The organism is Psychrobacter sp. AH5 (assembly GCF_040371085.1).
In the GTDB taxonomy this organism is placed as follows: domain Bacteria; phylum Pseudomonadota; class Gammaproteobacteria; order Pseudomonadales; family Moraxellaceae; genus Psychrobacter.
On the sequence record NZ_JAMBMT010000001.1, the window covers coordinates 617,690 to 642,258 of the forward strand.

Here is a 24,569-nt window from a genome sequence, read left to right on the forward strand (position 1 = left end):
AACAGCAACCCCGTATCGTCATGATGCGGGGTTTTTTATGGTTCAAATCAACTAAAAATTAGTGATGAATTACAACGTCAATCATTTAAAACCTACTTACCCTGATAAACCGGCTTGCGCTTCTCCATAAACGCGCTAATACCTTCTTTAAAATCATCCGTCGCCGCCATCATAGTTTGCTGCTCAACTTCCATATCTAGTGCTTCATTAAGTCCCATATATGCGTGAACATTAATCATGTGTTTCATAGACGCCAGCGCTTTGCCAGGCAGGTGACTTAGACGCGTCGCTAGTGCCATGACCTCGCTATCTAGCTCCTCAGCGCTGACCACTTTATTAACTAAGTTTAGGCGTGCAACGTCTTCTGCCTTTAGCTTATCGCCAAGCATGACAAGCTCAGTGGTTTTTGCTGTACCGATCAATTGATTTAATAAGTAGATACCGCCAGCATCGGGTATCAGGCCAATATTGACAAAGGCTTGCACAAATTTTGCATTGTCGCTCGCAATACGAAAATCACAAGTGAGCGCTAGATTCATCCCTGCGCCTGCTACCGCGCCTTCTAATTTAGCGATGATAGGCTTATGAATATTACGCAATTTTAGACTGACCTCAGCCACTTCTCGCAGCATAAAATCGAGCTTCGCGACCAGCGCCTCAGACTCCATACCGTTCTCAAGCATCTCACCGATATGACCACCACTGGAGAAGTTATTACCACCACCTTGTAAAATAATAACCCGTACTTCGTTATCCTGATCGGCCTTATCCAGCGCATCCATCATCGCCTGTTTCATTGGCGTACTAAAGGCATTTAAGGTTTTGGGATCGTTCATGGTGATAATGGCGATATGATTATCATTTTGATAATCGACTAGAGCTTTGGCCATAAGTGGCGTCCTTGTAGAGGTTGTTTTTTATGAGATATTATCTTGTAAGTCCTACAGTGTTGATTGCTAAGTAGCTTAAATGCTGCTGCTAACTACTATAACAGCTTGATGTAGGCTCTAAAATTGGCTTTTGTGCACCTCCAAGCCATTATTAATCAAAGTTAAATACTTTATATTCACAAATAACACTACTAAACTTATGAATAGTAAATTATGCTAATTGTAGAGAGTAAGTAGTGATGCTCTATTTAATAAAAATGAGTTTAAATTTTATAATAAACCCTATTAACAAGGAAAAGTTATGCCAACGATTAAAGTAAACAACGTTGAACTATATTATGAAGATAGTGCCCCCAATGATAGTCAAAAGCCGGTGATAGTCTTCGCTCATGGGCTGCTTTGGAGCGGTAGGATGTACGACAAGCAAGTCGAGCATTTCAAAAACAACTATCGCTGTATCACTTTTGACTTTCGCGGACAAGGGCAGTCGCAAATTACTAAAGACGGCTATGATATGGATAGCTTAACCAAAGATACTATCGGCCTTTTGGATGCGCTCAATATCGAGAAGTGTCATTTTGTCGGTCTTTCTATGGGCGGTTTTGTGGCGCAGCGCATCGCTATCGATCATCCTGAGCGCCTGTTGTCATTATCACTGCTAGAAACCTCCGCTGATGCTGAAGATCCCAAAAACGTGCCTGAATATCGCAAGTTAATGAAGGCAATTCGCTGGCTGGGTATGAAGCGCGTTAGTCAAAAGGTGATGCCCATTATGTTTGGTAGTACCTTTTTGGCAGCCAAGGAGCGAAAGGCCGATCGTAAAGAGTGGCTCTCTATGCTCCAAAGTAACCGCAAAGGTGGCACCATAAAAGCGACGACTGGCGTTATCGATCGTGAGGGTGTCTATGAGCGCTTAGGCGAGATTCAAACCCCAACCTTAATTATCGTAGGTGATGAAGACGCCGCCACTCCTTATGCAAAATCAGAGCGTATGCACTTTGCTATCGATGGCTCAAAACTAGCGGTGATAAAAGGCGCTGGTCATACCTCAACCGTTGAAGAGCCTGAACAGGTTAATAGAGTGTTGGGCGAGTTTTTGGATGGTATTGAAGGCTGGTATTAAAAGTTAAGGCTTAGATTAAAGCGACAAAGCCGTTATCAGTAAGATAGCGGCTTTGTGGTTTTGCGCTCTGCTACTTCATATATAGCCAACGAGTATAAAAGGATAATTACACTCGTGATTTATAGTCCGTATTATCATTATTAATAGTCCCAAATACTTTGGCACGGTTGATAATCTCTGTCGCCCAAGCTCGGTGCGTTGCGGGCTCAAGCATAGTATTATTATACTTAAATACCGCTTTGGCCTCGCTATGGAGTATCGCTTGCGCTTCATCTAAAACGCTGGCTGGCACACAATAGGCTTGCTGCACAAGCGCAATTTGACTCGGATGAATTACGGTTTTTCCGACTAATCCTAAGCTGACATCACGCGTTAATTCTTGCATAAATAGCGTTGGCTGATCTAAATACTCAAACACTGGCGCTGATAGATAAAAGCCATGCGGCACAAAGCAGCCAAGCAATTGATAAGCAAGGGTGCCGATAGGAGTATCATAGATGATACTGTTTTTGGGGCGACGCAGACGCAGCGCGGCAAACAAGTCATTACCACCGATACGCAAGGCAAAAACAGGCTGACTAAAAGCTTCTTTAAAGCCGATAGCGAGCTCTTGGTTATGATGCGGATCAAATAAGGCGGCAGTCTCAAGCGTTGGCATCAATAGCTGCTCGGAGCTGAGGTTTTGACAAGACATACGCCAATTAGACAAACTACACATATCGACTTTAGGCATGACAAAGCCGTCAAGCAATTCTATGTTTTGGTAGTGAGCCAGCTTTTGCAGCATCATCGGATTACGAGGCCGCACAAAAACCAATGGCCTTGTCGGCCGATTTTGCTGATTGTTTTCAGGGGCTGATGGAGTGTTAATACTATCACTATGCGCCGCCCAAGTATTTAAAAGCTCTTGCAATCTCTCTAAGGCTAATTCGACATCGTTATGGCTGACCGCATCCTCAACACAGATAATAATACTGTTGATAGTTGGCAATTTATCGCGCTTAATAACTTGCCAAATATCCTGCCGAGTCGCTGGCATATAAAGGCTTGCGCCTAATTGATAAGGATGATGATTGTACGTTTTGAGCAGCGCATGACGCTCAGTAATAAGATGCTCGTAGGACTGAGTATAATTATAAAGCTCTGACTCGTTGTTGGGGTTATCTGGCATAGTTAGTATCATATATTGTGATAAATGAGGGGAGCGGTTCGCTAGTATGACTAATCTGTTTATTGGTATATCTAGACAATAAAGCTATTTGACACGCTGCTTAATGAGAGTAATCGCTTGATAGGGCAGTATTTTAGCACCTAACACGTTAATTTCAATCTCTCTATCGGCGCATAAATGTCGCAGTAGTTCAGTATCCGGATGCGCTGCGCTCGCTAATAAAATACGTTCAGGATCGCGGCGCAGTATAGCGCGGGTCGCCTCAGCGATAGTTGGCTTGATACGATTGTGATTATTGATATTATAATCTGTGGCTAGCTTATCAATGATGCTTTGCGTACGATATCTAGGCTGCCTGAAGGTAGCTAATATTATGGGCGATAGGGTTAATTGCTGCCTTGCCGAATCAATTTGCTCAATAAAAGCTAAGCTGTGATCACTATCTACTAAGTTATCATAAAAAATAGCGCGATGTAGACCTGATTGAGGCTCAGTATAAAGCGAGCGTGATATTAGCCCAGATACCGTACTATTTAATAAGCCTGAAGGTATCAGCCAATCCTCCTCGCTAGCTGCAAGCCACGCTACGCCAGCTGGATCAGCGAGCGTTAATAGTGGTATCACCCCTTGACCTTGATGGAAGATATTGCCAAAGTTAGGATGGCTTTTATCATTGAAGACTTCAAGACTAGTTGCTAACTGCTGATAAATAGCGCCTTTACCCGTCCAGCCATCGACAAAGACCATTGGACTATCAGGATGATTGTCTAATATGAATTGCAGTGCAGCTGAGTCAACACCACGATCGCGAATGATACTGATACCATAGTGCTTGCTAGGTAGTGAATAGCTGCTATTACTATCTGCCAAAGCTCGTTGCAATAATACGCCAATAGGCAATCCTGCCCGTACTAAGCTGACTATAATTAGAGGATTTTTATCATCGACAGAGCTTTGGAAAATATTATGTAAAGTATAAGCTATATTGGCAATGTCACTAGCCATGCGCTGTTTGCCTTGAGTTAGAGCTTGCAAATAAAGCTGCTCATGCCTAGCCGTCGGCGCTTGCTCTAAAGTGAGCATCTCGGAATAATGACGCTGACCACTTTGAATCAGCGCTTCTTTTTCACTCACAGGCACATCCGCTACCGCCTGTTTGTCGACGATATCTAGTAGTACGGTCACATCGCTAGCCAAATAGCTGCCTGAGCCATATTTATTTAAATCTTGTAATCTAGCTCTTGTCATAATATCTGTATCGCTATGTTTTTATAGGCTATTTAGCAGCAAGCTGTTCGTGCAGCTGACCATGATTGGGCATACCATACCAGTCTAATAGTTGCAAAAAAGGCAGATCGGCTAAGCTGTCACCAAAGCCAAAGCTTGGGCGCTCATTATCTAAATGCTGCGCTAATAAAAACTGTACCGCGTGACGCTTATGTACAACATGAGGCAAAATAGCTAAATTATTAGCGTTTACATGCACATAAAAATATTTATCAAAATCGCGTACAAGTTTAGGAAGCTGACTAGCCAATTCGATTAGGGCTTGATGATCTTTTTTCGCATGTTTAATCGCTAGATAAATAACTAACTTTTCACTGACGCTACCGTTAATAAAATCATCGCTATGGGCAGTAAATCTCAGCTGGCTGTTATCATTGCTGCTATGCTTGGCAAATAACTGACTAAGCTGACTAAGTTTATCCTGTAATGGCGCAAGCTCGTTATACATACGCTGCTGCCAAGTCTGTAATAGTTCGCCATTTTGGTTGAGGATTATCGCGCCATGGGTTAGTACCTGCCAGCTGGCAAAAGGCAGCTTAACTCGCTTAATCTCACTACGGTCGCGAGCGGTAACGACTATCAACTCCGTGCTAGTCAATAACCAATTAAAAAAGATAGCTTGCCGAGTGGTCATAAAGCTAAGCGGCTCGCCTTGTTTATTGACACTGGCACACACCAAGCTATTTGCTTTAGCAGTAGGTAAATCCCAAGCCTCTATTTTGCGCTGCGTTTGAAATAGCGTATCGTCTAGATCCATTAGGGCATAGGGTTTGATAATATCAGAATTAACTTGGAAGAATGGGGCGGTCATATATGGTCCACAATTAAAAGCTCTTGTAGGGTGCGGTTAGTTTTATTAAATTCTTATAAAGAATGAAGATAAAACGTCACCCACCGCTTAGTAAGTTTATAACGCTTAGATGATGGGTGACGCTGCGCTAACCTCACCCTACGGTAAATTAAAAGCTCAGCTGTCAACCCCTACTACTAACACATTATCCAAGTCCTGCCACATGGTATCCACACTATCGGCAGCGGTTTCTACACACAAGACAATCAAATCCCAATCCTTTGGCTCAACATTATAAACAAAGTTAGTCATGCCAAGGCCGTAATTATCATGGAAGCTTAGCATGGTATTAATCGCGCCACCAAGCGCAATGGGCGAGCGAGTTAAGGCGCTAAATTTGACAGTAGTATCAGCATCATTACTAGCGTCATTACTAGCATCGTTATTAGCGCCGTTTGCATTAGTTTTAGATGTTAAAGTTGCAGATTCAAGCCATTCGGCTAACAAAAAAGGCAACCACACAAACTCATTACTCCCCAAGACCAAAATTCGCTTCGGCAATTGATTTTTGTCAAAAGTGGCTTGTCCGCTAAAATCTGCAAAAGCTTGCTGAAAATTATTTAGATAATCAGTAAAGCCCTCTGTACTATCTAGCGTCGGAAAGCGTCCCCAATTACCAGTATCTCCCAAAGTCTGGCTACCAGCCTCGGTAGTATCTACCGACGGCATAACGATAGGCTGAGGATTGGGAGCGTCAGTCCATTGCCAAGCGCCGGAGAGTAGATGATGGCGCTGAAATTCTATATCTGGCAAGCGCGAAGATATAGTATCGTCAGCATTGTCAGTATGGTCCTTAGCTAATGACCAATCGACCAATGTAGTGAGATGTACTTGCTCTAATTGCTGTAGTCCTGCCTCGCGCAAAGCCGTCACTACGTTGACACAAGTATTACCCGTTGACGCTTCGTCATCGACCATGATTAGCGTTTTGCTAGCAAGTAGCTGTTTTTGTAAGCTTTGCTCTTTACTTTGATAAATTAAATGCTGACTGGCATGACTATGATCTTCACTAAAGGTAGTAAATAAAGTCTCATGGTGGTTTTTGCTATGCTGAGCATGACGAGTAGAATTAAGCAGCAAGGCTTTTGAGTAACGCGTTTGTAGCGCTTGATGTACGCCCGCCGATAGTCCAACCGCGGTTTCTGCCATACCTATAACTAGTATCGGCTCAGGTAAATTATCAGGAATTAAATTCGCCAAATCAGTAAAAGCCCCGCGCATAGTGCTAGGCGCCACTGGAATATGACGACCCAAAACTTTGGAGACGAATAAAAAAGCGCGTTTAGGGTTAATGCGCTGAGCAAAACCTAGTAGGTCCTTAAGCTGATAGCTTTTATCATGAGTGCTTTTAGTATTAGTATTGGTCTGATAGGTTAAATCAAGCTTGCCACGGGGTAGAGCAATGGTAGTGCTTTGTGACTGGTTTGGCATTCATCTTCCTTAAGGGGACTCTTTTGAGATATCTTTCAAATAAATTATGTAAACTGCTTATATAGTAGAGGTAGGCGGTGATGATAGCTGAAATTTTACGCTCTATCTCACACTTTATGCCTGCCTATTTAACGCTGTTTAGTCAATTATACTACGTCCTCATCCTTCACCATCAAATTTTAACTATTACTCGCGTGCTCTAGATATTATTTATTTCATATATTGTATCTTTAATATTTTGCTATAAGTAGTTTGTTTATGAGCGATAAGCTTTGATAGTCGTTGTTTTTATTGTAAAAATTGCTTGATATATTGTCACACTGCTATCAGAATTGCGGGTTGACCCAGCTTTAGCTTTTCGTCTCATTTTGAGTCCATTTTAACTTTGATAAATCGACTCCTTTTTATAGAGTAGATTTTATGGAACATGCTATTGAGACCGATGAAGTCTCTCGTCAAAGCAAATACTTTCAAGTGATATTGATGGGCGTTAGCGCTTTTGTGGTCAATACTACAGAGTTCGTTCCTGTGGCACTGCTAAGTGATATTGCGCAAGACTTCTCTATTACTAGCGCCGAGACGGGTTGGATGTTGACTCTTTACGCATGGGTAGTTGCCGCTATGTCGCTGCCGCTTATGTTGCTGACTAGTCGCCTCGAGCGTAAGCGCTTGCTACTAGCTTTATTTGCCGTATTTATCGCCAGCCACGTTTTATCAGTATTTGCTTGGAGCTTTCAAGTGCTGCTCATTAGCCGCGTTGGGATTGCTTTGTCGCATGCGATATTTTGGGCCATCACCGCTGCCATAGCTTTGCGAGTAGCGCCTGCAGGCAAAAAAGCGTTGGCATTAAGTATACTAGCGACAGGAACGTCGTTAGCGCTAGTACTCGGCGTGCCTATAGGACGCATAGTGGGGCAGTGGTTTGGTTGGCGGATGACTTTTGCCGGTATTGGCGGGATTGCTTTTATTATTTTCATCTTACAGATGAAGCTTTTACCCGATCTGCCTAGTATGTTTGATGGCTCTTTTAATAAGCTGCCAGAATTACTCAAAAATCCGCTATTGATCTGCTTGTATTTATTCTGCTTTGTGGTGTTTACGGCTGACTACGCCGCTTATTCGTATATCGAACCTTTTATGAATAAGATTGGCACTATTAGTGAAAACCAAGTCACTTTTATCCTGCTCCTATTTGGCGCGGCTGGACTCATCGGTAGTTATATCTTTAGCCGCTGGAACGAGAGATCGACTACCAAGCTAATGCTGGTGTCAATCCTGTTAATTTTATTGCCGATGATGCTGATGTTATGGGCAGTAAGCTCGATATGGCTACTTAGTATAGTAACTGTGGTTTGGGGCACAGCGATGATACTACTGATGCTAACGATTCAGTCCAAAGTTATCGAGATCGATGTCAATGCTCAAGACATGGTAATGGCTATGTTCTCAGGAATTATCAATTTAGGAATAGGTATGGGCGCCTTGCTCGGCGGCTACGCTGTAACCTATATCTCGCTATCAAGTGTCGGCTTCGTGGGCGGCGCTATTGCCGCTTTGGCATTATTGATAATGATATATATGGTTAGACGCTTTCCTGAGCTAGGGTAAAAATAGATAATAAGCTAACTATACTTAATACGGCCGCAGATTTGATTATAGCTGCCAAAGCTACTATTCAAAACCGTTAGCTTCATCCACCTCAATCTTTACACTTGTCATAATAGAGCGTACCTGACAAGGAGTAATTTGCTTGACGACATCAGCCAATTTGGGCTTGTCGGTCAAACCGAGCCAATAACTAAAGCCTACTTTTGTGAGATCGACGCCGCTGTGAGTAGTGTAGCCAATACCGCCCGAAGGACGACTGTTAATCTCCAATACTCGGTGCTGGCCTTGCTCATCTTCTTTGGTCTGTACGCTAACGATACCATCACACTGAAAAGCTTTGATTAGCGCGATAACTACTTCCATCACCGACTCATCATAGCCAATATGCTGAACCTTGCCAGTTTTATAACGAGTGATAGCGGCCAGTACTTCACCAGCTTCACAAACCACGTCGATAGAGTACTCACGCCCCGATAAATAAGGCATGAGTAGCATCGGAATAGGCTGCTCTTTTACCAGTTGGCTATCGCGATAAGCAGCGATAAATTGAGTAGTATTGATTTTTTTATCTTCAGTAAAGTATAAGTGCTCAAAGCTGTCGTACTGATCTTCTGTTTTTTTATCGGCATCGAGTCGCCAAAATCCTTGTGCGAATATACCAGTTACTGGCTTTACGCAGAGGGGCTGATGACTATGCTTAGCCAATAGTGCCTCTAGCTCATCGATAGTATCAAAACGCCAAGCGGTCGCGACTGGAATGTTATGAGCCTGACACTGCTGCATAAAAGCAAATTTATCATCGATCGTCTCAAGAGCAACTACGCTAGTGGCGCCAGTTAATAGCCGAATACCTGCCTCGGTAAAGGCCGCTCTATGCGCCTCATAATCTATACTATTACGGCCAGTGAGTAATACTTTGACGTTATTTTGTTTGGCCTGTTTTAGCACATACTGCCAACGCTCAACTAAGGGCTGAGCCTCAGCTTCGCTAGCTGACTGATAAGGCTCAAGATAAACCTTATCAGCAAATTCAAATATCTCAGGACGCTGGTGACGATGAGAGCCAATGATAGTAAATGGCGAGGTAGCTTGAGTTTTTAGCCATTGTAAGCTCTCTAACATATCGCGCTGGCTAGATTGACCCTCAGCAAGCCAAACGGCTTTTGTTTTCTCGTTGTTGCTTATGTCGTTAGTCATTACTCTCTCCACAATGCTCTCAAGACCCTAAGATATTCATCGCCATTATATACAAATGCGCTAGTATATAAATGTTTATAGCGATTTAATAATAAAAAGTGGCGCTATTAGTGCTTTTAATCCGCTGGTATGGATAATAACTTTGGACTAAAAGTCGTCATAAAAATAGATGAATATTCATGCTACTATACGGCTATAACTAGGATGATTGCTAAAACATAAAGACAAACTATAAAGACAAAAAGGACGAGATAATGAGTCAAACCTCACCGCAAAAATTAGTTGCTGGTGCTAATGCGCCACTGCCTAATGATAATATTAGCATTCGTATTTTGAGCCAAAACGCTATCGACTGCGCCGCTTACCGCTTAACCAGTCAAGGAAAAGTACGTGGTGATGGTGATATGATTTTTTATGGTCAGACACGTAGCGATGATGGTAGCGTCAGCTTTCGCGGGCATGATAGCGATGGGTTTTTTGATATTAATTTGCCAGCGCAGGCAGGGGAGATTGAGAAAATAGCGCTAGCATTCTCAAGCGAGCAGACCCTTGCGCAGCTTGGCGATGTCGATATTCAAGTCATGCAAGGCAGTCAAGTACTTATTAGCTGTCAGCTTAGTAGCGCCGGACGTAGTGAGAAGGCTATCATTCTGGCAGAGTGCTATCGTCGGCAGGGCAGCTGGAAGTTTAGATTTATTGCCCAAGGTTTTGAGGGCGGGCTTAAGCCGCTATCTGAGCACTTTGGTGTTGAGATTAGCGATGATACGCCAGCTCAAAATCAGTCAGCAAGCATCAACACGCAAAAGCCCATCAATACGCAAAAGGCTAGCAGTACGAATCAAAGCAGCGCTACTCAAAGTAGTCCGCCGCCAATTCCAGCTAGTCTCTCGGTCAATCTTAGTAAGATTACTTTAACCAAAAACCAATCCACTATTAATCTGACCAAGCGCGATGACTTTGGCAAAATATCAGTCAATCTAAACTGGAATCAGCGGCCTAATGTCGATAAAGCCGCGCCCAAAAAAGGACTGCTTGGTGACTTATTTAAGCAGCGTGGTTCAGGCGGTATTGATCTTGATGTGGGAGCCATGGTACATCTAAAAAACGGCGAGAAAACGCTGATTCAAGCGCTAGGTAATCGCTTTGGTAGTTTAAACTCATCGCCTTTTGTATTGCTGCGCGCTGATGATAGAACAGGGCAGGTGAGCGATGGCGAATGGCTTGATATCAACGGGCAGCAGTGGTCGCAGATTCAAGAGGTGTTTATCTTTGCTTTTATCTATGAGGGCGTACCTAATTGGGCGCAGACCGATGGCGTGGTCACTATCCATGTACCCGGGCAGCCGCCGATCGAGACTCGGCTTACCGAAGGCGCAGGTAACGCGCCTATGTGCGCTATTGCGCGGCTGGTCAATCAGCAAGGTAGTATTAATGTTGAGCGTATTAACCAGTATTTTAATGGTCACAAAGAGATGGATAACGCCTTTAATTGGGGCTTTAGTTGGAAGCGGGGTAGCAAATAGACGCTTTGTCGAATGCTACAATGCAAACAGCCTAGCTATCATAGCTAGGCTGTTTTTAAGGGTTTAATACTAAATTTTACGCATGCGGAGCGATAGCGGGCATCAAGTCATGGAAAGTTCGACCAGAGGCGGTTTCACCAATAGCATGCATCTTCCATTCATCGTTATGACGATAGACTTTTGCCATCACCATAGCGGTATGACCCCCTTGCGCCGATAAGTTATAACGTGCCACCTCTGAGTTGTTTTGTGCATTAACGATACGGCAAAAAGCATTCTCTACTGTCTCAAAAGTCTGACCGGTAAAGCTGTTTACGGTAAATACTAAAGAGGTCACATTAGCTGGAATTTTTGATAGATCGACATTGATCACTTCATCATCGCCATCTCCAGCGCCCGTACGATTATCACCGGTATGCAAAATGCTGCCGTCTTTTGATTGCAATTGACCAAACCAAATAGCATCGACCGCTTGCTTATTACTATCGAACATAATGCATGAGGCATCTAGATCAATAGTGTCGCCACCGCTACCACCGCCAAATAATTTACCCAAAAATCCGCCTTTTTGTGCTTGCGGGCTTTGGGCGACATCCCAACCTAGGCCAAGTTTAACCTGAGTCAGAGTGCCGCCTGCTTCTTTGCTTAAGGATATTTTCTGTCCCTTTTGTAGACTAACTGCCATAATATAATCCTTATCGTAGTTGAGAGTGTAATAGTTATAAATAATCTAAAAGTTTAATTTTTATATTAAAATATGACTAATAATTTAGGTTTACTGTTTTTCGACTATAAAATATTTTTTATAAAGAGTCTTTTATAAAATATTATCCAAAAAACCACCACTTCCGCCGCGGCCACCTGAATTACTGCCTAATATACTTTGCAGCCAGCCTTGATAGCTATCCCGGTTACGCGAACAAATAATCACTTTACCGCTGCCTGAGAAGTTAAGCACCATACCTTCGCCGCTAGTCACTGAGTTGATAATATTACTCATAATGCCTTTTTTCTTACTAGTAGAGACTGATAATTTATAATCAAGATTGGAGTCCCAGCAGACCACATGACCGTTATCGATGACCACATCTTTACCAGGCTCAACATCAATTTCAAATAAGGAGCCAAAGCCTGAGACGACTACCTGACCTTTGCCTTGAGTCTGCATCACCATAAAGCCGCCGGTATCACCAAATACCGCGCCGCCTAGGTTACGCTGAATCTTCGCTCTAATATCGACATCTTTTTGGGCTGCGACAAAAGCGCCATCGCTTAAGGTGTATTGCTGAGCGCCTACATCAAGTATTTGCATATCGCCATCGAGGGTAGGGGCAAGTAGACAATCGCCTTCACCGCCCGTCGCTTCGATCTGCTGCTGAAATAGCGACTCATCATTAGCAAAGCGGCGCATTAAGGATTGCATCAGGCCACCTTGCAGTTTGCCTTTTAGCTCAAGGTTTGACTCCATCATTACCATGGCATTGGCTTCACAATAGATAGAATCGCCTTTTTTGAGATTGCAGTGCAAAAAAGGTTCGATAGTGCCGATTAAACTAAAAGTCGCTGCCATAATAAATAAATCCTTACATCGATATTTTGATTAATAGTCTTACTTTTAATGGGAGTAGTGATAAGTAGGGAAAAACGCTTGATGGATAAAATTAAAGCTAGCAAACACGGTGAATAATCGCACTTGATAGCTTTAATAAATGATGCTTTTGACTGGTTATTTAGGCTTAGACATTGACACCATAAGAAGAGGCTAATGGACCTAGACCACCGCTGAATCCTTGACCTACTGCACGGAATTTCCAGTCGCCACTGTGACGATATAGCTCACCAAAGATCATAGCGGTCTCAGTGCTACCGTCTTCTGATAAGTCGTAACGAGCGATTTCGCTGTTGCCATTATCATTGACAATACGGATGTAAGCGTCGCCTACTTGACCAAAGTTTTGATTACGTGCCTGACCTTCATAAATAATGGCACAAACCGCTACTTTGCTAACATCCGCTGGAAGGCTAGCAAGATTGATTTTGATTTTTTCATCATCGCCGTCACCTTCGCCCGTACGGTTATCACCGGTGTGCTCAACTGCGCCGTTGTCAGACTTTAAATTGTTAAAGAAAATAAAGTCTTGATCGTTACGTACTTTACCGCCTTCATTAACCAAAAAAGCAATAGCATCCAAATCAAACTCTTGGCCGTCAGTAGCACGAGGATCCCAACCAAGACCAACAGTAATGTTAGTCAAGCCTGGAGCTTCTTTTGATAAGTTTACGTTGCCGCCTTTCGTTAAGCTAATAGCCATAAAATTGTCCTTTGATTTATTGATAAATGATTAGTTAGGATAATTGCTAACCGTAGACTATGTCCTGTCTATCGTTAAGTTTTACTATACTAAGCAGCTAAGCACTAAGCAAGTCGTATTTTGTGGCTAACTGTTTAGAGATGTGTTTTAAAAGTATCTGTAATGGCCTCTACAAAAACTGGCTACAAAAAAGTGAATATAGCTATAATGTCAGATCTGCTATCTAAGGTTTTTATCCAAACCATTTTGGCTTTTGTAAGTGTTTTGCTTTATAATATGCGCGCTCAGGTTCCCTCAACCCTGATTTAAAAAAAGGACTCTTCTATGAGCATTAGTACTACCTTGATTACACCTATCCCATCCATTCGTTATAGCCGCGCTTTATTTTGGCTGGCGAGTCTACATATTTTTATTATCGCTATCAGTAACTACTTGGTGCAAATACCCGTAGCAGTATTTGGCTTTATCACCACTTGGGGCTCCATAACCTTCCCCTTTATCTTCTTAATTACTGATTTGACCGTGCGTATCTTTGGTCAGCAGTTAGCTAGAAGAATCATATTTTTTGCGATGTTGCCAGCGCTGGCAATCTCTTATTACTTCTCAGTGGTGTTTGCAAAAGGGCAGTTTGTCGGTCACGAGCATCTGCTGGATTTTAATTTATTTGTCTTTCGTATTGTCCTAGCGAGCTTCAGCGCTTATGTCATTGGCCAGCTATTAGATATTCAGGTATTTAATAAACTGCGTCAGCTCAAAACTTGGTGGATTGCCCCCTTAGCCTCAACGCTTATCGGTAATCTGGTGGATAGTTTTTGCTTTTTTGCCATTGCCTTTTACAAAAGCCCAGATGCTTTTATGGCAGCAAACTGGATAGAGATTGGCAGCGTAGATTACCTGTTTAAGATGATAATGGGCGTGTTGATTTTCTTACCGCTGTATGGGGTGATATTAGCAAAACTGCAAAAGATGCTAGCAGGGAAGTAGAGCGTATATATTAGATTACTTGTCCTTCTAAAATAATAGACATAAAAAAGGGCTATAACGAATCATCGTTATAGCCCTTTACTGTTTGTCATAACCTCAAACTAATCTAGTTGCTTGGTTTTGAGCTGTGTTTCTGAGTCAGGATTGGCTAGGGCTTCTGCTTTACGATACTTTAATGAACCCCACAAAGCCAAACCAATAAAGGCAATACCGATAAGACCGGTGATCAGCTCTGGTACATGGAACTTAACCGAGAGCAGCATAATAACCGCTAGCGCACCGATAGCATAATGCGCGCCGTGTTCAAGGTAGATGAACTCATCAAGCGTGCCTTTATCGACTAAGAAGATCGTCATTGAACGCACGAACATCGCACCGATAGCTAGACCTAACATAATGACGATAACATCATTGGTAATCGCGAATGCACCGATAACGCCATCGAAACTAAAGGAGGCATCGAGCACTTCTAAATATAAGAAACCGATGATACCGCCGCGCAAAATGGCGCTAGTAACCTCACCGGTGCTATTGCCGTCTTCATCTAGCTCTTCTTCCAAATCGCCCTCTAACAAGCCTGAGATGACTTGCACGCCAAGATACACTAAGATACCCCAAACGCCAGCGATAAGGACTGCTGCCGCTTGCGCTTCATTAGCAAAGGAGACGGCGATCATCAATACAATCAGTGCTATAAAGACGCTCATAGCATCGACTTTGCCAAATTTAGCCAAACGGCTCTCAAGCCAATGAAACCAGTGAACGTCTTTATCGTCAAAGACAAAATTTAAGAATACGAGTAATAAGAAAATACCACCAAATGCTGAGATCTCAGCGTGATGGGCTAATAGCTTGGCTGAGTACTCTGTGGGGTTATTAAGCGCTAAGCGGATAACTTCCATCATGCCAAGATCGGCGGTGACCGCAACAATGACAATCGGAAATACGAGGCGCATCCCGAACACGGCGATTAAGATACCAACCGTTAAGAAGATCATCTTCCAAAAGGCGTCCCAACGCTTTAGTACTGAGGCATTGACTACCGCATTATCAAAGGATAATGAGATCTCCATTACCGCCAAAATAGCGGTGATAGATAGCGTGGATAACATGCCACTGATCCCACTATGTGAATATCCCCACCAAGCAGCTACGGCCAAAGCAATAGCGGTAAAGATAAAGTCTAAATAAAAATGTCTCATGACATGTCCTGTCTAATGGCATAAAGTAATGCTGAGTTAATTTGGTCTAATAAAGATAAATGCAAACATTGTAAAAAACTAATACATGCTCAAAAAAGCAGCTATAAGTAGCTGCCTTTTTGGGGACGAAAATTAACAGAAACATAAAGCATTTTTAATCGTTTAGCTATATAAAACTGTAGTATTTTGCAACTAATTGTACTTCGCCACTAATGATACTTTGCGATTAGATATCAACACCATATTGATGACACATCGCTTGTAGGCCACCTGAGTAGCCTTGACCTACCGCCCGAAACTTCCACTCATTGTTATGGCGATAGACCTCACCGAACACCATAGCAGTCTCGACTGAATAATCCTCTGCCAGATCAAAGCGTACGACTTCGGTACCAGACTCTTCGTTAACGACGCGAATAAAAGCGTTAGCCACTTGACCGAAGTTTTGGCTACGAGCAGCAGCATCATGAATAGTGACAGTGACGACGATTTTATCGACATCGCTTGGCACTTGGCTTAGATTGACTTTAATTACTTCATCATCGCCGTCCCCTTCGCCAGTACGGTTATCACCGGTGTGTTCAACTGCGCCATTATCAGATTTTAGCTGATTATAGAAGATAAAATCGTGATCGCCGCGCACTTTGCCGGCGTTACTTAATAAAAAAACACTAGCATCCAAATCAAACTCAGCACCAGAGGTGGCGCGCTCATCCCAGCCTAGACCGATAAGCAGTTTATTTAAGTTTGGGTCCGTTTTAGTTAGCGATAAATTACCGCCTTTATTTAATGATAAAGCCATGGATAGATCCTTTTTATTAGGTTGATTTTTATAGTTAAAAGTTTGCAATCAATAGAGTGTAAATGATAACTGTAATTGCTGCTAAATGATGTTCTATCATAACAACAAAAAATGACCCAATCAAAGCGGATCGGGTCATTGTTGTAAAGCTTATTGTTGCTTTATTATTAAATAAAAATCAGCGATGGCGAATCTCAAAGCTTTGATGGATAGGCTTTTTGATATTGAAGTCAAAACCTATGGTCTGAGGGGTAATATCAGTGATATTGTAGCGCTCCATCAACTGCTCATCGAGCTCAAAACGGCTAAAGTTATTGGAGAAATAGAGCACGCCATCGGAGGTTAAGCGGTTCATAGCGCGATTGATTAAAGCGGCGTGATCGCGCTGCACATCAAAGGTGCCCTGAAACTTTTTGGAATTTGAGAAGGTTGGTGGATCAATAAAAATAATATCAAATTGTTCAGTATTATCTTTTATCCATTCAAAGATATCGGCGGCGACAAATTGGTAATTATTGCGACTAATATCAAGGCCATTTAATACAAAGTTTTGTTTGCCCCAATTAAGATAGTTTTGTGATAAATCGACGCTCGTGACCTTTTTGGCACCAGCTAAAGCGGCATGGACGCTAGCGGTACAAGTATAAGCAAAAAGGTTTAGCACCGATTTGCCTTCACTATTACGCTTGATACGCGCGCGCATATTACGGTGATCGATAAACAGCCCTGTATCAAGATAGTCGGTAAAGTTGACATAAAAGTAAGCGCCATCTTCACGGGCGATATAGAACTTGCCTTTTTTATCTGAACTACCTTGTTTGCTATATTGCTCATTACCTGACTGACGCGCGCGAGTCTTGATAAATACTTGCTCGCGGTTGATGCCTAATACTTCACGAATACCCATAAGGGCCAGATTAAAGCGTTTTTTGGCAGTCTCAGGCGGAATGGTTTTTGGCGGTGCATACTCTTGCACATGCACGTAGTCGCCATATAGATCAACTGCCACTTTAAAGTCAGGTAAATCAGCATCATAGACGCGGATATTACTGACCTTTTCTTTGTTCGCCTGTTTTCTGAGTTTCCCCAAATTCTTTTGTAGACGATTGATAAAGTCTTGGCCTTCCTCCACGTTGATCTCGCGCTTCTCAAAGCGGCTAACTAGGCTACCTGTCTGTCCTGCAATGAGCTGACCGTAACGGAAATAAACGGTTATCGCGCCATTGTGGCAGCGCAGCGTTTTTGGCTCTTTAATAGGCAAGATATCAACTTGCTCAACGTTTGCTGCCAAGATACCAAGCATCGGCTCGATACCGCTACCGGCAAAGCTGTCTTGAATGATAAGTCCTAACGCCTGATAAAGCGGACGAATATAATCCTCATCGCCCAGACGCTCACCATAAGGCGGGTTGGTGATGATTAGCGGATTAGTTAAGCGGCCATCTTTAACCATCGGCTGTAAAGTGTCATTCAATTTACTAAGCGCGCGGGTCTCAAGATCAATCAGTGGTAATAACTCTTGCAAACCTGCGGCAATTAGGTTTTTCTCTGTGGCCAAAATAGCGCCGCTATCGGCATCAAAACCAAGTATCAGCGGCAAAGTATCAGGCTGCTCAAGCGCGATGGCTAGCGCTTCGCGAAAACGGGTCTGCGCCTCATCTATCATCGCAAGCCACAGCGTCTCATCATGATGCTGCCACTGATAAAAGCCAAATTGATTGGCGGCTTTATCAATACCGACGGCATAATCTAAATGCATCAGCAGGCCTTCAATAATAAAAGTACCGGAGCCGCACATCGGGTCAATCAAGGCATTATACAAAGGCGCGTTATTAGCCGCATTTTTTAGATGCCAACCTGAGCTATAGAGTAGGGCTGCGGCTAGGTTCTCTTTTAATGGGGCATCGGTCATCGCCACGCGGTAGCCACGGCGATGCAAACTTGTACCGGATAGATCTAAATATAACTCGGCCTGCTTATCATTAACTGTCGCAAAAATAGCAAAATCTGGGTTTTTACTATCGACATTAGGACGGCTCTCAAAAGCTTCATTAAAGGTATCGGCAATCGCATCTTTGATACGTAGCATCGCAAACTGCTGACTAACAGCGACTCGTTTATCCACTGACAAGCGAATAGCAAAGGTTTGCTCAAGATCGAATTGCTCCGTCCAGTTAATGGACTTCGCGAGGCCATAAAGCTGCTCTGCTACATCATAGTCGATGTTGATGTTTTTGCGCTTAATGAGCATAAGTACTCTAGAAGCTACTCGTGACCACAAACAGATCGTATATAAATCGCGCAAGCTAGCGCGAACCGTGAGTCGCCCGGTACTCTTGATATCACTAGCGATACCGAAGCTGGTCAGCTCAGTCTGTAGTGGTAGCTCTAAACCATCAGCACAAGTGATAACAAGATCGAGCGACAATTCGTTTGAGGCGGCTGGCGAGGTGGTTTGTGGCGAGGCGGGTAGGGTTACTTCGGTCATACGGATACCTGTTGCAAAAAGAGCGAATCAGAGAATAAAAGAGGTTTTATTTAGCCGGCAATTTTAGCACAATTCAGTTGGCTAAGGTTTAAAGCCATAGGGTTAAATAAGTTAGCCGCCCAAAAGTAACGAAGCTAACAGTAATATTAAGTAAATTTTAAGAAAGTATTGCCAAATACTTGTTAATTTGTCTCTATTAATTCTAAATAAGAGGGATTATATGCTTTATACTAAATAAATGAAGACGCTAACCACATTAATCGTAGCTGATGACCATCCTATATTTTTGGAAGGCTTAATCATGCTGTTTGAGCGCTTAGAGTGTTTTGAGTTATTGGCTAGCGCGACGGATGGCGATCAAGCATTAGCCATGATTGAGCAATATCAGCCTAATATTGCGCTTATTGATTTATCGATGACAGGCGTCTCGATAGAGCACATGATTGAGCACCTTAAACAAAACAGCTTTGATACTAAATTGATCGTGCTGACAATGCTAAAAGATAGCTATAGAGCACAGCAGCTGCTTAGTTTAGGATTAGCAGGTTATGTATTAAAAGACATGGCATTTGAGGATTTGATTACCTCTATTGAACAAGTGCTTTTGAATAAAAGCTTTATATCACCGTCCTTAATTTGTGAAGAGGTATCCCTAGTAGTTATTCCCTGCCTGACGGAGCGAGAGCTTGAAGTGCTAACCTGTGTTGCAAGCGGTGATAGCAATAAGCAAATCGCTCGTAAATTAGGAATCTCTCAGCGTACTGTCTGCTTTCATATGACCAATTGTTTTATAAAAACAGACGCTAGCAATCGTACAGAAGCTATCGTCAAAGCCGTAAGTTATGGCTTGATAGATATAGTTTGATAGTTAGATAGCTAACAGCATTTATTTAATGATAAGTTACTAATGCTTTTTTGCAAGAATAATGCTGATAGTAGTGCCTTTTCCTTTTTTAGAGGATAGCTGCAATTGACCGTTGATTAGCGCTACGCGTTCATGGAGACTAACTAGACCAAAACCGTATTGTTTTGAGAATAAAGACAGGTTCTTGGGATCAAAACCCAAACCATTATCCCTTATCACCAGCTTAATCTGATTTTTATTCACGAGCAGTTGTACTTTAATAAATGATGCTTGACCGTGCCTAATAGCATTGTGCAGCGCTTCTTGGATAATGCGAAAAAGCTGCTTTTCTATCTTTTTTTCAAGCTTAACCTTGCCCATTGTCAACTCAATAGCTACCGGATATAGGCGTTGCAAGCGCGTAACTTCTCTATTAAGCGCCTCATCAAAACGATAGTGCTCCAAAAAGACAGGATGCAGCCCTTCCATAATCTCTCGCGTAGACTGGATAGCGGCGTTTATCTCTTGCTGTATAAAATGGATTGACACCTTTGTCTCGCCTTGATGATAGAGCAGTAGTTGCAATTTTGCCGCCGATAAGTGCTGGCCCAAATCATCATGGAGATCGCGAGCTATCTCTTTTTTATGATCCTCAATAGTAGTTAATAGGCGCTTAGAGAGCTGTTTATATTGGCTACTCATCTCAGTGATACGCTGAAAATAAGAAAACAGTAAAGCATAACGAAATATAAGGGTGCCAATAATAATATTGCGGTGCTCAAATAAATCATTCGGCAACCACTGCGTACGGATGGAGGCAATATAAATAACCAAACCAATGAGCTGAACCATTGCCCCAGTACAGCGCTGTTTAATGCCATATAATACTGATAATAGACAGTACAAATAAGTCACTGTCGCAAGTGCCGTCCAGCCAAGCCAGCTATACTCTTTGATACTAGTAGCAATATTAGGAATAATAATCAGCCCAATCAATATCAGGCCTATAGCAGTAATAAACCAAATAAGGTGTTTTGAGAGATTGTGATAGACCGCTTGAAAATATAAGGCACTAGTAAAAGGCACAATAAGAATAGAGAGAATCAATAATAGATTAAGACCATTAGGCGGCGACTCCAATACCACATAATGATCGAGCAACAACGAACCACATAGCATAGATAAGCTACTAATCAATAGCCACCAAAACTCTCTAAAGTGATGAATAGACTTACGAAATAAAAAGACAATAATAAAGATATCGATGACACCTAATACGATGAGTATGGTATCAAAACGAGTGCTTTTTATCAGGCGCTTAGTATAAATATCATAGACGCTTTGTGCTTGACCAATACCGATAGTATTGCCGCCAATACCTACGCCGCCAGGATACATCGCGCCCCAAGCTTGTCCGATCCCTAGATTGACCTTGACAGCCAATAGATTATTAGAGGGCTTTAATAAATTGGGCGGAATTGTATATTTGCGTGCCATATTTTGTGGATTAGAAGTATTAAAATCCCATGGCTTTAGAATTTGACCTAGCCCACCGATACGCTGACCGTTCAGCCAAGTCTCATCGGCATAACGAATGCTTTGCAAGTAGAGTAGCCAATCTTTATCAGTCGCCTGTGTCCAGTCAAAAGACACTTGATACCAGCCATAGATGCCATGCTTAGCATTGGTGCTCAAAAGCTTGGGCGGATAAACTACTTGCCAGTCAGAATCTGGAACATCACTGTAGCTAAGGGTAATATTATCCGTCTGATAAAACTGCCATTGTCCCTCAATAGGCATCAGCTTATCTGTTGACCAGGCCATTGAGCTCATGATAATGAGCCCTATTAGGAGAATGAGCTGTTTTATCATCTGCTATCTCCTATAGGCATAGGAAAATAACTAGCTCTATAGTCTATTCAGACTCCGTATAAGACGGAACGCCTAAGAGATCTATAGGAGACGTTATTCCAGACTCCAGCATTGCTGAAGGGTTAATCTCCATTCTTCTTTCCCTAACTTCGCACGCTACTCTAAGGGTTTTACCGCCAATAGTAACGGTAGGTGGATTACCATAACGACGATAGCACTCTGATTTTTTCTCATCATGATAAAGCTCTTTTTCTTCATTAGCGGAAGGTCTAGTAGGATTGGTTTGCGCTAAAGGTTTAATAGTTTGGCGCCTAACTCCGCCGCTTTCTTGAGTGAGCATTGGTTGCTTTACGTTCGTAGTGACAAAACCTGCTTCGGTAACAATGACGTCAATACCTGTGATGGGATCGTAACCACCTGCAGCAAAAGCCATAGAAACGGTTAAGGGCGCAATCGCTAAGCTGAGCATTAAATTTCTTAAAATAGTCATGATATTCTCCCTGAGTTATTTATCTCGTCTAAATCTTTTTATAGTATCTGCCAAAATTTATAGAAATGACTATATGAATGGTTAGTCTATGATGTAGTAATTGCAATCTATAGGCATGGCCGTTCCCAAAACGTAATACACTGGTGGGTTACCAAACTGCGCATAACATGCTTGCGTGTTGATCTCGCTGTGACGAAGGTGTGGTGTTGGGGTTGCAACAGCCAAATCCGTTTTTACGACAGCGCCTATAGCGCTCTTTTTTGCTGTTACTTGCGAGTCTGTAATTGGTTTAATGGTTAAAGTGGCTCTTTTTGACATCGCCTCAGCAGGTTTTTTGTCACGACTACCTTCTTGAGCAGAAGCGATAGAGACGCTAAGAGCCACTGCCCCTAAACCAGTCAATAAGGTCTTGATAATAGTCATCTTATGCTCCTTAAGTTTTAGATCATTATTTCTACTATCAGTTCATCATAACAATGATTTTTTAACAATGTACCTGTCAATATCTACAGGTACATTGCTTTAGCTCGTTGGTTAAACTGGTTTTAGGGCAAAATCATATTTTCTAGATCGATAGCTACGATGCAGAATTTATTACTGGTTTAGAGGAGGGTATTATGAAAAAGATTAGGGACTGTATAGAATTGAGAAAGCATTGAAAAAAATAAGCAACGCCTTACTCTAATGTTTACCACAACAAAGAAACAAGGCGTCACTTATGGCTCGCACTAAGCTCAACGATGAACATTGGCACAAGCTATTTATTATATTGCGACAAATTAACGTATATAACAAGCCCAATCTAAGACGTACCGTTGAAGGCATGTTGTACCGCATACGAGTAGGCTGTCCATGGCGAGACTTACCTTCTTATTTTGGTCATTGGTCTAGCATATATCATCAATACCGTTACTGGCGTAAAACCGGTAAATGGCAAAAGCTCATGAAGATAGTCACAGCAAACTATGATAGTGAATGGTTATTTATAGACGGTAGCGTGGTTAAAGCTCATCAGCATAGTACAGGCGCAGCCAGTCATCTTGATGAGGCCATTGGTAAAAGCGTTGCAGGTAATAGCAGCAAACTGCACTTAGTGGTCGATGCTTGTGGCAACCCTATACATGTTGAGCTGTCAGGTGGGCAAGTACATGACTCTAAGATGGCAAAGGCGTTGATATGTAGCACCATTAACAACCAGACTAAAGCGGTGATTGCAGACAGGGGCTACGATAGTAGCGATATTAGAGAGTGTATCTTCAAGCACTGTGCTCAGTCAGTCATACCTGTTAAGTCGAACTCTAAAAGCAGTAACGACACACTAGATTGGTATTTGTATCGTTGCCGTCATTTGGTAGAAAACGCTTTTGCTAGATTGAAACATTTTAGGGGCATTGCCACGCGATATGATAAGCTCAAAGATAGCTTTGCAGCGGCGGTAATGCTCGCTTGTGTCTTTATCTGGTTGCCCTTGATTTGAATTCTATACACACCCTACTAAAAATAATTATAAAATCAGGGTTTTAGCGCTCTTGGCTTTTGGGTCGTTATGGCTGCTCTCAAGCCCTGCGATGTCAAAAGTAAATACCAATCAAGAGATGATAGAGAGTTTATCGAGTCATAATATTGTTGATATTACTGATATCGACGCGGTGCTAAAAACGGTTATGGATCATACGCCAGAACGGATTACAGTGTATCCAACGGAAGGCTATTATTATTTTTGGTTTTATCATCAAGGTAATGTGATACGCGGTAATCTTCGCTTCAGTCACAAGCTGGTTGATAAAGCTCAACTCTCTTTAGCTTATTATTATGATATAGAGGCAAAGGGCGGGCAGGATTCTGAGGTTTATTACAAGACGTATTCAGCGGCAGACGGATTGGTATTGACTAAGACAGCAGAGCGCCAATATCAGCTTAGCTTTGATGGAGTAGAGAAGGCAGTTAGCCTTAATATTCCCACTAGCGATTACCTGACTAGTGCGCAAGAGGTGTTCTTAGGCGATATGCAGGATGAATCTGGAGTGGTATTTACTTTAGTATTCAATCAGCAGCTGAAGCAATTTTACTATCTCTTGGATGAGAGCCAAAGTTACGAATACTATTATGACTTGTCACCACATATCAGCGTGGGTGCTAGAACGGGATTTGTCTATTTTCATGATAATAACAGAGTACAGCCTCGTAAGATTTTAGTGGGGATAGCGAGCCGTAATTCAGCGCTTAATAATTATTATGATGGTCCCTTCGATCAACTGCCAGATCATAGTCTTGGGCAGACGGCATTTAAACAATATGCTGAGTCAGTATACCCTAGCGTTAAAGGTAACATAGATACTCATGGTCACTTTTTGGACCAAGAAAACACTCGTCTAGTGATAAATAATTATATTTATTACAAAGATTTAGCAGTATTTAAGTATCTAGAGCAATGCCACAACCAATCCTTGCACTGTGTACAAAATTTTATAAGCTTAAGTAAGCGCTAGCTGATA

General features: G+C 42.3%; 22 protein-coding genes. 7 read left to right on the forward strand and 15 right to left on the reverse strand.

The annotated features are described in order from the left end of the window. Window positions 1-92: 92 nt before the first annotated feature. Window positions 93-890: an enoyl-CoA hydratase-related protein gene (locus tag M0N77_RS02655; RefSeq protein WP_353103285.1), complete on the reverse strand. Its 798-nt coding sequence runs from the start codon at window positions 888-890 to the stop codon at window positions 93-95. Between the two features lie 301 nt (window positions 891-1,191). Between M0N77_RS02655 and M0N77_RS02660 the strand changes: the two genes are divergently transcribed. Further along, window positions 1,192-2,013, forward strand: a complete 822-nt coding sequence (locus M0N77_RS02660; RefSeq protein WP_353103287.1) for an alpha/beta fold hydrolase — start codon at window positions 1,192-1,194, stop codon at window positions 2,011-2,013. A gap of 106 nt (window positions 2,014-2,119) precedes the next feature. Here M0N77_RS02660 and M0N77_RS02665 read toward each other — a convergent pair whose 3' ends face one another. From M0N77_RS02665 to M0N77_RS02680, 4 genes are all read right to left on the reverse strand, one after another. Continuing rightward, window positions 2,120-3,184: an HpcH/HpaI aldolase/citrate lyase family protein gene (locus tag M0N77_RS02665; protein WP_353103289.1), complete on the reverse strand. Its 1,065-nt coding sequence runs from the start codon at window positions 3,182-3,184 to the stop codon at window positions 2,120-2,122. Between the two features lie 84 nt (window positions 3,185-3,268). Further along, complete coding sequence (locus M0N77_RS02670) at window positions 3,269-4,432, reverse strand: cysteine protease StiP domain-containing protein (RefSeq protein ID WP_353103291.1); 1,164 nt, start codon at window positions 4,430-4,432, stop codon at window positions 3,269-3,271. A 28-nt stretch (window positions 4,433-4,460) separates the two neighbouring features. Further along, on the reverse strand, window positions 4,461-5,282 hold the full coding sequence (locus tag M0N77_RS02675; RefSeq protein WP_353103293.1) for an HAD hydrolase family protein: 822 nt from the start codon (window positions 5,280-5,282) through the stop codon (window positions 4,461-4,463). Window positions 5,283-5,438: 156 nt separating this feature from the next. Further along, entirely contained in the window at window positions 5,439-6,752 is a 1,314-nt protein-coding gene (locus M0N77_RS02680; RefSeq protein ID WP_353103295.1) for a phosphoribosyltransferase domain-containing protein, read from the reverse strand. Window positions 6,753-7,172: 420 nt separating this feature from the next. Here M0N77_RS02680 and M0N77_RS02685 point away from each other — a divergent pair, with 420 nt between their 5' ends. Next, the gene (locus M0N77_RS02685; protein ID WP_353103297.1) at window positions 7,173-8,360 is read left to right on the forward strand and encodes a sugar transporter; all 1,188 of its coding nucleotides are present in this window, start codon (window positions 7,173-7,175) and stop codon (window positions 8,358-8,360) included. Window positions 8,361-8,423: 63 nt separating this feature from the next. On the opposite strand, the gene M0N77_RS02690 is transcribed toward M0N77_RS02685, so the two are convergent. Then, entirely contained in the window at window positions 8,424-9,557 is a 1,134-nt protein-coding gene (locus M0N77_RS02690; protein WP_353103299.1) for an ATP-grasp domain-containing protein, read from the reverse strand. A 254-nt stretch (window positions 9,558-9,811) separates the two neighbouring features. Here M0N77_RS02690 and M0N77_RS02695 point away from each other — a divergent pair, with 254 nt between their 5' ends. Next, complete coding sequence (locus M0N77_RS02695; protein ID WP_353103301.1) at window positions 9,812-11,080, forward strand: TerD family protein; 1,269 nt, start codon at window positions 9,812-9,814, stop codon at window positions 11,078-11,080. A gap of 76 nt (window positions 11,081-11,156) precedes the next feature. Here M0N77_RS02695 and M0N77_RS02700 read toward each other — a convergent pair whose 3' ends face one another. The 3 genes from M0N77_RS02700 to M0N77_RS02710 form a co-directional block, all read right to left on the reverse strand. Further along, on the reverse strand, window positions 11,157-11,765 hold the full coding sequence (locus M0N77_RS02700) for a TerD family protein (protein ID WP_353103303.1): 609 nt from the start codon (window positions 11,763-11,765) through the stop codon (window positions 11,157-11,159). A 132-nt stretch (window positions 11,766-11,897) separates the two neighbouring features. Beyond that, complete coding sequence (locus M0N77_RS02705) at window positions 11,898-12,650, reverse strand: TIGR00266 family protein (protein WP_353103305.1); 753 nt, start codon at window positions 12,648-12,650, stop codon at window positions 11,898-11,900. Between the two features lie 166 nt (window positions 12,651-12,816). Then, window positions 12,817-13,392, reverse strand: coding sequence for a TerD family protein (locus M0N77_RS02710; protein WP_353103307.1), 576 nt, complete (start codon window positions 13,390-13,392; stop codon window positions 12,817-12,819). Window positions 13,393-13,716: 324 nt separating this feature from the next. Between M0N77_RS02710 and M0N77_RS02715 the strand changes: the two genes are divergently transcribed. Continuing rightward, window positions 13,717-14,376 (forward strand): 7-cyano-7-deazaguanine/7-aminomethyl-7-deazaguanine transporter, encoded by a 660-nt coding sequence (locus M0N77_RS02715; RefSeq protein WP_353103309.1) that lies wholly within the window; start codon window positions 13,717-13,719, stop codon window positions 14,374-14,376. 101 nt (window positions 14,377-14,477) lie between these two features. On the opposite strand, the gene M0N77_RS02720 is transcribed toward M0N77_RS02715, so the two are convergent. From M0N77_RS02720 to rlmKL, 3 genes are all read right to left on the reverse strand, one after another. Further along, entirely contained in the window at window positions 14,478-15,578 is a 1,101-nt protein-coding gene (locus M0N77_RS02720; RefSeq protein ID WP_353103311.1) for a DUF475 domain-containing protein, read from the reverse strand. Window positions 15,579-15,804: 226 nt separating this feature from the next. Beyond that, a complete protein-coding gene (locus M0N77_RS02725; protein ID WP_353103313.1) occupies window positions 15,805-16,380 on the reverse strand; it encodes a TerD family protein in 576 nt (191 codons plus the stop codon). A gap of 178 nt (window positions 16,381-16,558) precedes the next feature. Next, the gene (gene rlmKL / locus M0N77_RS02730; protein ID WP_353103315.1) at window positions 16,559-18,868 is read right to left on the reverse strand and encodes a bifunctional 23S rRNA (guanine(2069)-N(7))-methyltransferase RlmK/23S rRNA (guanine(2445)-N(2))-methyltransferase RlmL; all 2,310 of its coding nucleotides are present in this window, start codon (window positions 18,866-18,868) and stop codon (window positions 16,559-16,561) included. Between the two features lie 238 nt (window positions 18,869-19,106). On the opposite strand from rlmKL, the gene M0N77_RS02735 reads away from it, so the two are divergent. Next, window positions 19,107-19,733, forward strand: a complete 627-nt coding sequence (locus M0N77_RS02735) for a response regulator transcription factor (protein WP_353103317.1) — start codon at window positions 19,107-19,109, stop codon at window positions 19,731-19,733. A 39-nt stretch (window positions 19,734-19,772) separates the two neighbouring features. On the opposite strand, the gene M0N77_RS02740 is transcribed toward M0N77_RS02735, so the two are convergent. From M0N77_RS02740 to M0N77_RS02750, 3 genes are all read right to left on the reverse strand, one after another. Further along, window positions 19,773-21,584 (reverse strand): sensor histidine kinase, encoded by a 1,812-nt coding sequence (locus tag M0N77_RS02740; RefSeq protein WP_353103319.1) that lies wholly within the window; start codon window positions 21,582-21,584, stop codon window positions 19,773-19,775. Window positions 21,585-21,627: 43 nt separating this feature from the next. Beyond that, window positions 21,628-22,053, reverse strand: coding sequence for a hypothetical protein (locus tag M0N77_RS02745; protein WP_353103321.1), 426 nt, complete (start codon window positions 22,051-22,053; stop codon window positions 21,628-21,630). Between the two features lie 102 nt (window positions 22,054-22,155). Next, window positions 22,156-22,497, reverse strand: coding sequence for a hypothetical protein (locus tag M0N77_RS02750; protein WP_353103323.1), 342 nt, complete (start codon window positions 22,495-22,497; stop codon window positions 22,156-22,158). Between the two features lie 295 nt (window positions 22,498-22,792). Here M0N77_RS02750 and M0N77_RS02755 point away from each other — a divergent pair, with 295 nt between their 5' ends. Both M0N77_RS02755 and M0N77_RS02760 read left to right on the forward strand, forming a co-directional pair. Then, a complete protein-coding gene (locus tag M0N77_RS02755; protein ID WP_025651202.1) occupies window positions 22,793-23,551 on the forward strand; it encodes an IS5 family transposase in 759 nt (252 codons plus the stop codon). 91 nt (window positions 23,552-23,642) lie between these two features. Continuing rightward, entirely contained in the window at window positions 23,643-24,563 is a 921-nt protein-coding gene (locus tag M0N77_RS02760) for a hypothetical protein (protein WP_353103326.1), read from the forward strand. The last annotated feature ends 6 nt before the right edge of the window (window positions 24,564-24,569 follow it).

Coding starts and splice junctions, on each gene's coding strand:
- M0N77_RS02655 (WP_353103285.1), bottom strand. CDS start 890: ATGGCCAAAGCTCTAGTCGATTATCAAAATGATAATCATATCGCCATT.
- M0N77_RS02660 (WP_353103287.1), top strand. CDS start 1,192: ATGCCAACGATTAAAGTAAACAACGTTGAACTATATTATGAAGATAGT.
- M0N77_RS02665 (WP_353103289.1), bottom strand. CDS start 3,184: ATGCCAGATAACCCCAACAACGAGTCAGAGCTTTATAATTATACTCAG.
- M0N77_RS02670 (WP_353103291.1), bottom strand. CDS start 4,432: ATGACAAGAGCTAGATTACAAGATTTAAATAAATATGGCTCAGGCAGC.
- M0N77_RS02675 (WP_353103293.1), bottom strand. CDS start 5,282: ATGACCGCCCCATTCTTCCAAGTTAATTCTGATATTATCAAACCCTAT.
- M0N77_RS02680 (WP_353103295.1), bottom strand. CDS start 6,752: ATGCCAAACCAGTCACAAAGCACTACCATTGCTCTACCCCGTGGCAAG.
- M0N77_RS02685 (WP_353103297.1), top strand. CDS start 7,173: ATGGAACATGCTATTGAGACCGATGAAGTCTCTCGTCAAAGCAAATAC.
- M0N77_RS02690 (WP_353103299.1), bottom strand. CDS start 9,557: ATGACTAACGACATAAGCAACAACGAGAAAACAAAAGCCGTTTGGCTT.
- M0N77_RS02695 (WP_353103301.1), top strand. CDS start 9,812: ATGAGTCAAACCTCACCGCAAAAATTAGTTGCTGGTGCTAATGCGCCA.
- M0N77_RS02700 (WP_353103303.1), bottom strand. CDS start 11,765: ATGGCAGTTAGTCTACAAAAGGGACAGAAAATATCCTTAAGCAAAGAA.
- M0N77_RS02705 (WP_353103305.1), bottom strand. CDS start 12,650: ATGGCAGCGACTTTTAGTTTAATCGGCACTATCGAACCTTTTTTGCAC.
- M0N77_RS02710 (WP_353103307.1), bottom strand. CDS start 13,392: ATGGCTATTAGCTTAACGAAAGGCGGCAACGTAAACTTATCAAAAGAA.
- M0N77_RS02715 (WP_353103309.1), top strand. CDS start 13,717: ATGAGCATTAGTACTACCTTGATTACACCTATCCCATCCATTCGTTAT.
- M0N77_RS02720 (WP_353103311.1), bottom strand. CDS start 15,578: ATGAGACATTTTTATTTAGACTTTATCTTTACCGCTATTGCTTTGGCC.
- M0N77_RS02725 (WP_353103313.1), bottom strand. CDS start 16,380: ATGGCTTTATCATTAAATAAAGGCGGTAATTTATCGCTAACTAAAACG.
- rlmKL (WP_353103315.1), bottom strand. CDS start 18,868: ATGACCGAAGTAACCCTACCCGCCTCGCCACAAACCACCTCGCCAGCC.
- M0N77_RS02735 (WP_353103317.1), top strand. CDS start 19,107: ATGAAGACGCTAACCACATTAATCGTAGCTGATGACCATCCTATATTT.
- M0N77_RS02740 (WP_353103319.1), bottom strand. CDS start 21,584: ATGATAAAACAGCTCATTCTCCTAATAGGGCTCATTATCATGAGCTCA.
- M0N77_RS02745 (WP_353103321.1), bottom strand. CDS start 22,053: ATGCTCAGCTTAGCGATTGCGCCCTTAACCGTTTCTATGGCTTTTGCT.
- M0N77_RS02750 (WP_353103323.1), bottom strand. CDS start 22,497: ATGACTATTATCAAGACCTTATTGACTGGTTTAGGGGCAGTGGCTCTT.
- M0N77_RS02755 (WP_025651202.1), top strand. CDS start 22,793: ATGGCTCGCACTAAGCTCAACGATGAACATTGGCACAAGCTATTTATT.
- M0N77_RS02760 (WP_353103326.1), top strand. CDS start 23,643: ATGTCAAAAGTAAATACCAATCAAGAGATGATAGAGAGTTTATCGAGT.